Source organism: Pseudomonas sp. MCal1 (assembly GCF_026341415.1).
Lineage (GTDB): Bacteria > Pseudomonadota > Gammaproteobacteria > Pseudomonadales > Pseudomonadaceae > Aquipseudomonas.
Map to the genome: position 1 here is coordinate 205,739 of NZ_JAKUMP010000012.1, position 13,252 is coordinate 218,990.

General features: G+C 60.0%; 12 protein-coding genes. 11 read left to right on the forward strand and 1 reads right to left on the reverse strand.

The window, feature by feature from the left end; translation table 11 throughout:
* Window positions 1-155 precede the first annotated feature (155 nt).
* From argE to MKZ87_RS20935, 11 genes are all read left to right on the forward strand, one after another.
* Window positions 156-1,304 (forward strand): acetylornithine deacetylase, encoded by a 1,149-nt coding sequence (gene argE / locus MKZ87_RS20885; protein ID WP_085702364.1) that lies wholly within the window; start codon window positions 156-158, stop codon window positions 1,302-1,304.
* 135 nt (window positions 1,305-1,439) lie between these two features.
* Entirely contained in the window at window positions 1,440-2,738 is a 1,299-nt protein-coding gene (gene argA, locus MKZ87_RS20890) for an amino-acid N-acetyltransferase (RefSeq protein ID WP_085696916.1), read from the forward strand.
* 553 nt (window positions 2,739-3,291) lie between these two features.
* The gene (locus MKZ87_RS20895) at window positions 3,292-4,620 is read left to right on the forward strand and encodes an OprD family porin (protein WP_085696917.1); all 1,329 of its coding nucleotides are present in this window, start codon (window positions 3,292-3,294) and stop codon (window positions 4,618-4,620) included.
* 417 nt (window positions 4,621-5,037) lie between these two features.
* Window positions 5,038-6,390, forward strand: coding sequence for an OprD family porin (locus tag MKZ87_RS20900; protein WP_085702365.1), 1,353 nt, complete (start codon window positions 5,038-5,040; stop codon window positions 6,388-6,390).
* Between the two features lie 307 nt (window positions 6,391-6,697).
* Complete coding sequence (locus MKZ87_RS20905) at window positions 6,698-7,336, forward strand: peroxiredoxin (protein ID WP_085702366.1); 639 nt, start codon at window positions 6,698-6,700, stop codon at window positions 7,334-7,336.
* Between the two features lie 348 nt (window positions 7,337-7,684).
* Entirely contained in the window at window positions 7,685-8,278 is a 594-nt protein-coding gene (gene ssuE, locus MKZ87_RS20910; protein ID WP_085696921.1) for an NADPH-dependent FMN reductase, read from the forward strand.
* A gap of 90 nt (window positions 8,279-8,368) precedes the next feature.
* On the forward strand, window positions 8,369-9,349 hold the full coding sequence (locus MKZ87_RS20915; protein WP_085696922.1) for a sulfonate ABC transporter substrate-binding protein: 981 nt from the start codon (window positions 8,369-8,371) through the stop codon (window positions 9,347-9,349).
* Window positions 9,350-9,374: 25 nt separating this feature from the next.
* On the forward strand, window positions 9,375-10,523 hold the full coding sequence (ssuD, locus tag MKZ87_RS20920; protein ID WP_011336452.1) for an FMNH2-dependent alkanesulfonate monooxygenase: 1,149 nt from the start codon (window positions 9,375-9,377) through the stop codon (window positions 10,521-10,523).
* A 9-nt stretch (window positions 10,524-10,532) separates the two neighbouring features.
* On the forward strand, window positions 10,533-11,315 hold the full coding sequence (ssuC, locus tag MKZ87_RS20925) for an aliphatic sulfonate ABC transporter permease SsuC (protein ID WP_085702368.1): 783 nt from the start codon (window positions 10,533-10,535) through the stop codon (window positions 11,313-11,315).
* Complete coding sequence (gene ssuB / locus MKZ87_RS20930; protein ID WP_085702369.1) at window positions 11,312-12,118, forward strand: aliphatic sulfonates ABC transporter ATP-binding protein; 807 nt, start codon at window positions 11,312-11,314, stop codon at window positions 12,116-12,118. The genes ssuC and ssuB overlap by 4 nt, the downstream gene beginning before the upstream one ends.
* 27 nt (window positions 12,119-12,145) lie before the next feature.
* The gene (locus MKZ87_RS20935; RefSeq protein WP_065259896.1) at window positions 12,146-12,361 is read left to right on the forward strand and encodes a TOBE domain-containing protein; all 216 of its coding nucleotides are present in this window, start codon (window positions 12,146-12,148) and stop codon (window positions 12,359-12,361) included.
* A 177-nt stretch (window positions 12,362-12,538) separates the two neighbouring features.
* On the opposite strand, the gene MKZ87_RS20940 is transcribed toward MKZ87_RS20935, so the two are convergent.
* Complete coding sequence (locus tag MKZ87_RS20940) at window positions 12,539-13,165, reverse strand: TetR/AcrR family transcriptional regulator (protein WP_085702370.1); 627 nt, start codon at window positions 13,163-13,165, stop codon at window positions 12,539-12,541.
* Window positions 13,166-13,252 lie beyond the last annotated feature (87 nt).

Below are 13,252 nucleotides of genomic sequence, written 5' to 3' on the forward strand. Positions count from 1 at the left end.
GCCGGAAAATCCAGGATCGGGAGCGCAGCCGGGGGAATGTGTGGCTGCCAAGGTCGTGCAGTGTACAGGACTGAACCTTCCTACGCTTTGCGGCGGTTTATTCTCGGCGCCGGATGGTTCTATGATGAACCTCAATCCGGGAGTTGGAGTCAGCGATGCCTTTGCCGTCCATGCAAGACCAGTTCGCTGCACTGATCGCCGCGCCGTCGGTCAGTTGCACCCAGCCGGGCCTCGATCAGTCCAACCGGGCGGTGATCGACCTGCTCGCGGGCTGGCTCGGCGACCTCGGTTTCGCTTGCGACATCCAGCAGGTCAGCCCCGGCAAATTCAACCTGCTCGCCAGTTTCGGCAGCGGCCCCGGCGGGCTGGTGCTGGCCGGGCACAGCGACACGGTGCCGTACGACGATGTGCTGTGGAAAACCGACCCGCTGAAACTCACCGAAGTCGATGGCCGCTGGGTCGGCCTCGGCAGTTGCGACATGAAGGGCTTTTTCGCTCTGATCATCGAAGCCGTGCAACCGCTGCTCGACCAGCCGTTCAAGCAACCGCTGCTGATCCTTGCCACCTGCGATGAAGAAAGCTCGATGTCCGGTGCCAGGGCGCTGGCTGAAGCAGGGCGGCCGCTGGGCCGGGCGGCGGTGATCGGCGAGCCGACCGGGCTCAAGCCGATCCGCATGCACAAGGGCATCATGATGGAGCGCATCGATATCCTCGGGCAGAGCGGCCATTCGTCGGATCCGCGTCTGGGACTCAGCGCTCTCGAAGCGATGCACGACGCCATCGGCGAACTGCGCGGCCTGCGCCTGTTGTGGCAGCGCGAATTCAACAACCCGCAGTTCAGCGTGCCGCAGCCGACCATGAACTTCGGCTGTATCCACGGTGGCGACAACCCCAACCGCATCTGCGGCCAGTGTTCACTGGAGTTCGACCTGCGGCCGCTGCCGGGGATGGACCCCAAGGTCTTGCGCAGCGAGATTCTGCACAGGCTCAATCCGGTCGCCGAACGCCATCAGGTGAAGATCGATTACGCACCGCTGTTTCCCGAAGTGCCGCCGTTCGAGCAGGCCGAAGACGCGGAACTGGTGCGAATTGCCGAAAAACTCACCGGCCACACGGCCGAAGCGGTAGCGTTCGGCACCGAAGCGCCTTATCTTCAGCGCCTTGGCTGCGAAACCATCGTCCTCGGTCCCGGCGACATCGCTTGTGCGCACCAGCCGGACGAGTACCTCGAAATGTCACGTTTGCAGCCTACCGTGCATCTATTGCGGCAGTTGATCGAACATTACTGTCTCAAAGCTGTATAAATTGCCCACACACCCACCCGTATTCATGAGGAGAGCGCGCGTGTCGCCAAGCCTGTTCCGACGATAACCATCAGCCCGCTGTGCGTTTTCCGTTTCGCCCCTTTTCCGGCTGCTATTTATTACAGGCCCAGGTTCATGCCCGAATACGTCAATTGGCTTCGCCACGCGTCTCCCTATATCAATGCTCACCGCGATTGCACCTTCGTCGTCATGCTCCCGGGCGACGGCGTCGAGCATCCGAATTTCGGCAATATCGTCCACGACATCGTGCTGCTGCACAGCCTCGGCGTGCGGCTGGTGCTGGTTCATGGTTCTCGCCCACAGATTGAAACCCGTCTCGCCGCCCGCGGCCTGACCCCGCACTACCACCACGGCATGCGCATCACTGATGCCGCGACGCTGGAGTGCGTGATCGACGCGGTCGGTCAGCTGCGCATCGCCATCGAAGCGCGCCTGTCGATGGACATGGCTTCGTCGCCGATGCAGGGCTCGCGTCTGCGGGTGGCCAGCGGCAACCTCGTGACGGCACGGCCGATCGGCGTGCTGGAAGGTGTCGACTATCACCACACCGGCGAAGTACGCCGGGTCGACCGCAAGGGCATCAACCGCCTGCTTGACGAGCGCTCCATCGTGCTGCTGTCGCCGCTGGGCTATTCGCCGACCGGTGAAATCTTCAACCTGGCCTGTGAAGACGTGGCGACCCGTGCTGCGATCGATCTGGGTGCCGACAAGTTGCTGCTGTTCGGTGCCGACCCCGGTCTGATCGACGAAAACGGCAAACTGGTGCGTGAGCTGCGCCCGCAACAGGTGCCGGCGCACTTGCAGCGTCTGGGCAGCAACTATCAGGCGGAACTGCTGGACGCTGCCGCCGAAGCCTGTCGTGGCGGCGTGGCGCGCAGCCATATCGTCAGTTATGCCGAGGACGGTGCGCTGCTGACCGAACTGTTCACCCGTGACGGTGGCGGTACGCTGGTGGCCCAGGAGCAATTCGAACTGGTGCGCGAGGCGGCTATTGAAGATGTCGGCGGCTTGCTCGATCTGATCAGCCCGCTGGAGGAGCAGGGGATTCTGGTGCGTCGGTCCCGTGAGGTGCTGGAGCGTGAAATCGAGCAGTTCAGCGTGGTCGAGCGTGAAGGAATGATCATCGCCTGTGCGGCGCTGTATCAGATTGCCGATTCGGATGCCGGCGAGCTGGCGTGCCTGGCGGTGAATCCCGAGTATCGCCATGGCGGTCGTGGCGACGAACTGCTCGAGCGCATCGAAACCCGCGCCCGGGCGCAGGGTCTGAAGACCCTGTTCGTCCTCACCACCCGCACGGCCCACTGGTTCCGCGAGCGCGGTTTCGAACCGAGCAGCGTCGAGCGCCTGCCGGCGGCGCGGGCTTCGCTCTATAACTATCAGCGCAATTCGAAGATCTTCGAAAAGACGCTTTGACTCATCAGGCTGTGGGGCAGCAGATGCAGGCCGCAAGCTCCCCACTCAGCCGCTTTCTGCAGTACCCCCCTGATTCAACATCACTGAACACGATTGCTGCATCGAGCCAGGTCAATTCGGCAAGGCGGATGCGTTGTGCGTGAAAAAAATATCCCGATACACAAACTGTAACAATTGATCTGGATATTGCGCGGGTTGGCAGTTGTTGTGATGGAAATGTTTCCGGATTGCTTCAGCACAAATCACTCTCGACAGGGTGATTCAAATACTCTTCAGAAATTGATCGTCGCGTTCGCGTAGGGAGCACTCGAGCCTTTAAACGCGGGGTTTAAATTCCTAAAGGGTATTAGAAAAGAAGACATCAATTCTTTTCGGATTCATGACGAACTCATGAAACTGCATGGACCAAAAAACCGGAGATTAGACTATGGTCGTAGACACACATGGTTACGATTGACTTGTGAGTCACGCTCTGGCGCTAATCGCTAACCTTGGGACTCGGGCGTCGATCCGGGCCGGGAAAACAAGAATTAGAAACGAGAGGAGCTTGACAATGAATAAGTCCACCTTGGCCGTGGCTGTGGCCTTTGGGGTATTGGCGCAGCAGGCAGGTGCCGCGGGTTTCATCGAAGACAGCAAGGCTTCCCTGAGCTCCCGCACCATGTACTACAACAACGATAACCGTGATGGCGGCGCCGATCAGAAAGAGACCGCGCAGGGCTTCAAGTTCGATTACCTCTCCGGTTTCACTCAGGGCACGGTCGGGTTTGGTCTGGATGTGCAGGCGATCAGCGGCATTCACCTGGATGGTGGACGTGGGCACCACCCGGACAGCAACACGTTCTCCCCAAGTGATTCTGACGGCTCGGCAACACATTCCTGGAGCCGCATAGCGGGTAACGTCAAGGCACGTCTGTCCAAGACCGAAGCTCACTTGGGTGGTGCTCTGCAACCTAACTTGCCGATTCTGGTCGCTAACGATAGCCGCCTGCTGCCTCAAACCTTCGAGGGTGGCACGGTCACCTCCAAGGAAATCGACAACGTCACCTTCAACGCCGGTCAGCTCGAGCATGCAGTGGGTCGTGCCTCGACAAACAGCACTGGCCTGGCAGTGGCTGGTGGTACGCAGGACAGCAATCAGTTCCGCTATGCAGGCGCCGACTGGAAGGTCACCAAAGACCTGACCCTGCAGTACTACCACTCCAACCTGCAGGATTATTACAAGCAGAACTTCTTCGGCCTGGTGCATGTTCTTCCGATCGGCACCAACCAGTCGTTCAAGACCGATATCCGCTATTTTGACAGCAGCTCCGATGGCAAGAACGGGGAGGCAGGCTACCGCTTCAATAACAACGGTGGTTATGCCAGGAACCCGGGCGAGGTCGATAACAAGACCTGGAGCGCCATGTTCACATACACCTTGGGTGGCAACGCATTCTTGCTCGGCCATCAACGCGTCAACGATGACGGTGGTTTCGTCTACTTGAACCAAGGCAACGTGGTGGATGGCAACGGTCGTCCTGAAGGTGCCGGTGGAACCAGTTTCTATTTGTTCACTGACGCCATGGTTAACGGTTTTGTCCGTGCCGGTGAAAACACTACCTTCGGACAGTATTCCTATGACTTCGCAGGTCTGGGCGTACCGGGCCTCAAAGCCTCGATCGCTTATCTGCATGGCGAAAACATCAAGGCAACGAACGGTACCGGTAGCGACATGTCCGAGTGGGAGCGAGACATGCGTATTGATTACACCGTTCAAGAGGGCGTACTCAAAGGCTTCGGCGTGACACTGCGCAATGGTGTTTATCGTGGCAGCCAGATCAATATTGCCGATCAGGATCAGACCCGTCTGATCTTCAACTACACCTATAGCTTCCTGTAAAAAATGCTGAAAAAGACCTTGCCGCTCGGCAAGGTTTTTTTTGCCTTTTATTCCATATTCCTGAATGTTACTTATTGAGTGTTTTTTATTCTTTTTGTGTTTTTCGGCGTCAGTCTAGAGTAGACCGTCCGATCTCCGGAATGCGCTGCGGTGTTTTGGCATTTTTGTCCCTCGACAATCTAAAGGGTTCAGGAATCGGCGTTTGAGCCGATACCTCGATTCTGTCGCGCGTTTGTATATGTCTCGACGTTCTTAAAAAGAGTGGAACAATTCTTTTCGAGATTATGACGAGGTATGCTTCCGCGGCTTTGACGGGGCTAAGAGATCCGCAGCGTTAGGTGTTCCAGGTTTTCGGGCAATTGATCCGGAGCCGACAGCAAAAAAAAGCAAAAGAAATAGAAACGAGAGGAGCGAAACATGAACAAGTCCACCTTGGCCCTGGCCGTGGCCGTAGGGGTTTTGGCGCAGCAGGCAGGCGCCGCCGGTTTCATCGAAGACAGCAAGGCCACCCTGGGGCTGCGTAACTTCTACATCAACACTGACAACCGCGACAGCGCTGCCAAAACCGCCTCCGGCGTGCAGAGCAAGAACGAAGAATGGGGCCAAGGCTTCGATCTGCGTTTCATCTCCGGTTACACCCAAGGCACCGTAGGCTTCGGTATTGATGCTATCGGCCTGCTGGGCGTTCGTCTGGATTCGGGTGGCGGCACTAACGGCGCCACTGGCGCTTCTTACGGCGGCACCGTGTTCCCAAGCAAGTCCAACGGTGAAGCGGTTGATAATTTCTCCAGCCTGGGCCTGACTGCCAAGGCCAAGATCTCCCAGACCGAACTGAAGCTGGGTACTCTGCAGCCGAAGAACCCGGTTATCGTGACCAACGATGGCCGTCTGCTGCCACAAACCTGGCAGGGCGGTCAGATCACTTCCGGCGAGATCAAGGACCTGACTTTGGTCGCTGGTCAAATCGAAGCTGTGAAAGGTCGTAACTCCAGCAACAACGAGAACCTGTCCATCGGCGGTGCGAATGCTCGCGTAGCCAACAGCAACAAGTTCTACTACGCCGGTGGTGACTACAAGATCACCAAAGACCTGACTGCCCAGTACTACTACGGCAACCTGGAAGACTTCTACAAGCAACACTTCCTGGGTCTGGTTCACAACTGGGCAATCGGCCCGGGCGTGCTGAAGTCTGACTTCCGTTACTTCCACAGCAGCGACGATGGCGCCAACAACAACACCGCGGCCTACTTCGGCAACGGTAACTATGTTGGCAACGTCAGCGGCAAAGGCCCGATCGACAACAACCTGTACAGCGGCCTGTTCCTGTACACCGTTGAGGGTCACACTTTTGGTGGCGGCTACCAGGTTTCCAACGGCAGCTCCGACTTCCCTTGGCTGAACCAGGGCGACGGTTCGTCGAACTACACCATCACCGACATGCAGATCCAGAAGTTCGGTCGTGCCGGCGAGAAAACCTGGCAAGCTCGCTACTCGTATGACTTCGCCAAAGTCGGCCTGCCAGGCCTGACTGCCGGTGTGGTTTACCTGCGCGGTGACGACATCGACACCGTAGGCTCCAACCGTCGGGAGAACGGTACCGGTGCTTCCGAGTGGGAACGCGACCTGACTGTTGGTTACGTGGTACCAGAAGGCCCGCTGAAAAACCTGGGTCTGATGTGGAAAAACGCTACCTGGCGCAACGACATTCCAGGTCAGCGTGACCAGGACGAAAACCGCCTGATCGTCAGCTACTCGATCCCGCTGCTGTAATAGCGCGCTCCTGCACTGATGTAAAAAGCCCGATGTAAAAAAGCCCCGTCCGGCATCGCGCCGGACGGGGCTTTTGCGTTTCGGGTCCGGCTCACCCCCGTAAGCCTTTCCCGATGTTCCCCTCTTTACAGCAACTCAAGGCCTTCTCGAACCTTGTGGGCGATGTTCGTCGCGATGCTGCGGGGCGTCCAGTGAACAGATGTTTAATATTCAATAACGATATAAATATCTCGTTATTTATTCTTTTTCAGAAGAACAAATCCCGAGCTACAGTTGAGGTCTCCAACAACTCATCAGGAGCCGCACCATGAGCCTCAGACTTGGCGATATCGCCCCCGATTTCGAACAGGATTCCAGCGCCGGCAAGATTCGTTTCCACGAATGGCTGGGCGATAGCTGGGGCGTGCTGTTTTCTCACCCGGCGGACTTCACCCCGGTCTGCACCACCGAGTTGGGCTTCACTGCCAAGCTCAAGGATGAGTTCAGCAAACGTGGCGTGAAAGCCATTGCGCTGTCGGTCGATCCGGTGGATTCGCACCACAAGTGGATCGAAGACATCAACGAAACCCAGAACACCATCGTCAACTTCCCGATCCTGGCCGACGCCGATCGCAAGGTCTCCGATCTGTACGATCTGATCCATCCGAACGCCAACGACACCCTGACCGTGCGTTCGCTGTTCGTGATCGATCCGAACAAGAAGATCCGCCTGACCATCACCTACCCGGCGAGCACCGGGCGCAACTTCCACGAGATTCTGCGGGTGATCGATTCGCTGCAGCTCACCGACAACTACAAGGTGGCCACCCCGGCCAACTGGCAGGACGGGCAAGACGTGGTGATCGTGCCGTCGCTCAAGGACGAAGACGAAATCAAGCAACGCTTTCCGAAGGGCTACCGCGCGGTGAAACCGTATCTGCGCCTGACCCCACAGCCGAACAAGTGATCTGACCGGGCACACCTCGTTGCAGATCGTTCCCACGCTCCGCGTGGGAATGCCGCCCGTGACGCTCTGCGTCACAGTGGACGCGGAGCGTCCATGGATTCATTCCCACGCAGAGCGTGGGAACGATCATCAGTGCTAGGGAGCGATTAGTACGAACACGATGCAGGGTTTCAGGCCGTTTTCACGGCCTGTTTTTTTGCCCGCAGGAAAGTGAAATACATATCTCTTTAGAGAATAACCAAATGAATAAATATGATTTATGGATATATAAATGAGCTGGTAAGGTCACTGTCATTGAAGCGAGACCGCAACCCGCGAATCGCCTGTAACGCGCAAGGAATCTTCTGAATGCTGGTCGTCTCACTCGGTGGCAGTCCCAGTCAACGTTCCCGCTCCGGGGTGTTGCTGGAGCGCTCGCAACGCTGGTTGCAGCAGCAAGGGGTGGAAGTGGTGAGTTATCAGGTGCGGGACTTTCCGGCTGAAGACCTGCTCCACGCCCGCTTCGACAGCCCGAAGGTGCTCCACCTGCTGCAACAGATTGAAAACGCCGATGGCCTGCTGATCGCCACGCCGGTGTACAAGGCGTCGTTTTCCGGCGCTCTGAAGACCGTGCTGGATCTGCTGCCCGAACGTGCGCTGAACCACAAGATTGTTTTGCCGATGGCCACCGGCGGCAGCATCGCCCACATGCTGGTGGTCGATTACGCCCTCAAACCTGTGCTGTCGGCATTGAAAGCCCAGGAAATGCTGCAAGGTATTTTTGCCGAGGACAGCCAGATCGCCTACGGCGAGGGCAGTGCCCAGGCGCAGCTGGCACCGGCGCTGGAGCAGCGGTTGCATGAAGCGCTGGACCAGTTTGTCAGCGCCATGGCCCGTCGGCCGAAGCCACTGGAGCCGGGGTTGTTGAACGAACGTTTGTTGAGTGCTCGCTGGAGCATTTGAGCCACATCGAAATTTGAAGTACTGGCCTTACTCGCCCGCCAACGGGCAAGCAGGTGCAGCCAAAACCCAACAGCAAAAAAGGAGAGCGCTATGCGCACTGTATTTTTGCGTCGTGGTCTGGTCGCTCTGTTTGCTGCGGCTGTGTCCTTCGGCGCCATCACTCAAGCTCAAGCCGAGACGCTAAGAATCGGTTATCAGAAGTACGGCACCCTGGTGCTGCTCAAAGCCAAGGGCACCCTGGAAAAACGCCTCGCCGCCCAAGGCGTCGACGTGCAATGGACTGAATTCCCCGGCGGCCCGCAATTGCTGGAAGGCCTGAACGTCGGCTCGATCGACTTCGGTGTCACCGGCGAAACCCCACCGGTCTTCGCCCAGGCAGCCGGTGCCGACCTGCTCTACGTCGCCTACGAGCCACCAGCGCCGAACAGCGAAGCGATCCTCGTGCCGAAAGATTCGCCGATCAAATCGGTGGCGGATCTCAAGGGCAGGAAAGTCGCCCTGAACAAAGGCTCCAACGTTCACTACCTGCTGGTGCGTGCGCTGGAAGACGCCGGCCTCAAGTACACCGACATTCAAACCGTATTCCTGCCGCCGGCCGATGCCCGCGCCGCGTTCGAACGTGGCAGCGTCGACGCCTGGGTCATCTGGGACCCCTACCAGGCTGCCGCCGAGAAACAGCTGCAAGCGCACACCCTGCGTGACGGCAAAGGCATCGTCGACAACCACCAGTTCTACCTGGCGACCAAACCCTATGCACAGAAAAATCCCGAGGTGATCAAGACCCTCGTGGACGAAGTGCGCGCCGTCGGCGAGTGGTCCAAAGCCAACCCGCAAGACGTCACCCAACAGGTGTCGCCGCTGCTCGGCCTGCCGGCAGACATCACCCTGACCTCGGTGAAACGCCAGGGCTATGGCGCGCTGTTCCTGACCCCGGAAGTGGTCGCCGCACAACAGAAAATCGCCGACACCTTCTACCAGCTCAAGCTGATTCCCAAGCCGCTGAGCATCAAGGACGTGATCTGGACCCCACCGGCCGCTGTGGCCCAAAGCTCGGCCACCCAGGCCCAGTAATTCGAATCCCCAAGGAGACCACTCCATGAGCCTCAACATCTTCTGGTTCCTGCCGACCCACGGCGACGGCCATTACCTTGGCACCGCCGAAGGCGCCCGCGCCGTCGACCACGGTTATCTGCAACAGGTCGCGCAAGCGGCGGATCGACTGGGTTTCGGCGGCGTGCTGATTCCCACCGGCCGTTCCTGCGAGGACTCGTGGCTGGTGGCGGCCTCGCTGATCCCGGTGACCCAGCGTCTGAAATTCCTCGTCGCCCTGCGCCCCGGGATCATTTCCCCGACGGTGGCGGCGCGTCAGGCCGCGACCCTGGATCGTCTGTCCGGCGGCCGTGCACTGTTCAACCTGGTGACCGGTGGCGATCCGGAAGAGTTGGCGGGTGACGGTCTGTTCCTCGATCACGAAGCGCGCTATCAGGCCTCGGTGGAATTCACCCGGATCTGGCGCCGTGTGCTGGAGGGCGAAACCGTGGATTACGACGGCGAGCACATCAGCGTGAAGGGCGCCAAATTGCTCTATCCGCCGATCCAGCAACCGCGTCCGCCACTGTACTTTGGCGGCTCGTCGGAAGCCGCGCAGGATCTGGCCGCCGAGCAAGTGGAAATGGTGCTGACCTGGGGCGAGCCGCCCGCGGCAGTCGCCGAGAAGATCGAACAGGTTCGCGCCAAGGCTGCCAAGCTCGGCCGCACCGTACGCTTCGGCATCCGGCTGCATGTGATCGTGCGGGAAACCAACGCCGAAGCCTGGCAAGCGGCGGATCGTCTGATTTCTCATCTGGACGACGACACCATCAAGCGTGCCCAGGCCTCGCTGGCGCGGTTCGATTCGGTCGGTCAGCAACGCATGGCCGCGCTGCACGGCGGCAGCCGCGACAACCTCGAAGTCAGCCCGAACCTGTGGGCCGGCGTCGGTCTGGTGCGCGGCGGTGCCGGTACGGCGCTGGTCGGCGACGGCCCGACCGTGGCGGCACGGGTGAAGGAATACGCGGATCTGGGCATCGATACCTTCATCTTCTCCGGTTATCCACACCTCGAAGAATCCTATCGCGTGGCCGAGCTGTTGTTTCCGCACCTCGACGTCGAGCGCCCGGAACTGCCGAAAAGCGCCGGTTACGTCAGCCCGTTCGGCGAGATGGTGGCCAACGACATTCTTCCCAAAGCCGCGTCCCAGAGCTGAGGCGCTGCCATGAAGAAATTTATCCACAGCCTCGCGCCCTGGGCGTTGCCGGTGTTGTTGCTGGGGGTGTGGCAGTTGTCGGTGTCGGCCGGTTGGTTGTCGACGCGGATTCTGCCGGCACCGGTGGCGGTGATCGAAGCCGGCGTGAGTCTGGTGCGCAGCGGCGAAATCTGGACGCACCTGGCAATCAGCGGCTGGCGCGCCGCGCTGGGCTTCACCATCGGTGGCAGCATCGGCCTGGTGCTGGGGTTCATCACCGGTCTGTCGAAGTGGGGCGAGCGTCTGCTCGACAGCTCGGTGCAGATGATCCGCAACGTGCCGCACCTGGCGCTGATTCCGCTGGTGATTCTGTGGTTCGGCATCGACGAGTCGGCGAAGATTTTTCTGGTGGCGTTGGGCACGTTGTTCCCGATCTACCTCAACACCTATCACGGCATCCGCAACGTCGATCCGGCGCTGGTGGAGATGGCGCGCAGTTATGGCCTGTCCGGTTTCAGCCTGTTCTGGCAGGTGATTCTGCCGGGCGCGCTGCCTTCGATTCTGGTCGGTGTGCGCTTCGCCCTTGGCTTCATGTGGCTGACGCTGATTGTGGCGGAAACCATTTCTGCCAGTTCCGGCATCGGTTACCTGGCGATGAACGCCCGGGAGTTTTTGCAGACCGACGTGGTGGTGCTGGCGATTCTGCTGTACGCGGTGCTCGGCAAGCTGGCCGATCTCGCGGCCCGGGGACTTGAGCGCGTCTGGCTGCGCTGGCATCCGGCCTATCAAGTGGCCAAAGGAGGTGCGGCATGACGGCTCAACAACCTCCACGCCTGCTGCGCGGGATTCCGCTGGTGGTTAGCAACCTGCAGAAGACCTTCGGCGCGCGGCAGGTGCTGCGAGACATCGATCTGCACATTCCGGCGGGGCAGTTCGTCGCTGTGGTCGGGCGCAGCGGATGCGGCAAAAGCACCTTGCTGCGCTTGCTGGCCGGCCTCGATCAACCCACCGGCGGCGATCTGCTGGCGGGTGCTGCACCGCTCAGCGATGCCCGGGATGACACCCGGCTGATGTTCCAGGAAGCGCGGCTGCTGCCGTGGAAAAAGATCATCGACAACGTCGGTCTCGGCCTCAAGGGCGACTGGCGCCCGCAGGCCTTGCAGGCGCTGGATGCAGTCGGTCTTGCCGATCGCGCCAATGAGTGGCCGGCGGCGCTGTCCGGCGGGCAGAAGCAGCGCGTGGCGCTGGCTCGGGCGCTGATTCATCAACCGCGTCTGTTGCTGCTCGACGAGCCGCTGGGTGCGCTGGATGCGCTGACCCGGATCGAGATGCAGCAACTGATCGAACGTCTCTGGCAACAACATGGTTTCACCGTGTTGCTGGTGACCCACGACGTCAGCGAAGCGGTGGCGATTGCCGACCGGGTGATTCTGATCGAGGACGGCGAAATCGGTCTCGATCTGCCAATAGAGCTGCCGCGCCCTCGGGTACGAGGCTCACATCGCCTGGCCGCGCTGGAAACCGAAGTACTCAATCGTGTGTTGTCCCTGCCCGGCGAGCCGCCGGCGCCGGAACCCGTTTCACCCTTGCCGACGCAACTGCGTTGGGCTCAATAACTCAAGCAAACGACAGGAATCAATGCCATGACTATCAAAGCCATCAACGTACGCAACCAGTTCAAAGGCTCGATCAAGGAGATCGTTCTCGGCGACGTGCTGTCGGAAATCGACGTGCAGACCGCTTCCGGCATCGTCACGTCGGTGATCACCACCCGTTCGGTCAAGGAACTGGAGCTGGAGGTCGGCAGCGAAGTGATCGCCTTCGTGAAATCCACCGAGGTGTCCATCGCCAAGTTGTAAGTCTGTGAGTAAAAAACAACCCCGAAGGGTGTGAGCCCTTCGGGGTTTTTTATGGTCAGTGCGGTCGAGTGATCGTTCCCACGCTCCGCGTGGGAATGCAGCCCGTGGCGCTCCGCGTCACTGGACGCGGAGCGTCCCCAGAGGCATTCCCACGCAGAGCGTGGGAACGATCATGTCTCAGCGTTTGGGCAGATAGGGCGGCAGATACAGCCCGATATAGGCATCGAACACCCGCATCCCTTCTTCGGCCATGCGCGGGGTGATCTGCCCATGCTGCTGCACCGAACGGGCGTAGACGCGGTCGCCCAGTTCCATGGCCAGCGCGAACACATCCACGTCATCCGGCAGGCGCGGCAGTTCGAAGTGATGATCGAACAGCTTGTGCATCAGGTCGCCGAGTTCGAGGTCGTGCTGGCGGTCGGCCTGGGTGACTTCGGTCAGACCGTGTTGCGCGAGGATCAGTTGCCGGGCGGCGGCATCCTCGCCGTAGATCTGCAGCATCCGCTCTTCGACCAGCCGCGACAGGTCACGCCAGTTGCGCAGGGCGGCGTGGTCGATCGGCGCTTGCAGGCAGGCGCGGAAGGCTGCGTGCACGTCCGCCGTCAGGGCTTCAAGCAGCGCCGGGACGCTGGCGAAGAAGTGGTAGACCGAGGAGGGCGGAATCTGCGCGCGCTCGGCCACGCTGTAGATCGACAGGCTCGCCACGCCCTCGGCGGCCAGCAGCGTGCGTGCGGCGTCGAGTATCGAATCGATCCGCGCCTGACTGCGGGCACGGGGTTTGCGGACGGGGGCGGGACGCGTCATGAAAGTCTCCTGCGGGGCAGCGGGCATTGTACGCAGAGCTTGAATCTCTGCCACAGAGGCCAATAAAAAAACGCCGCTGGCTGAGAA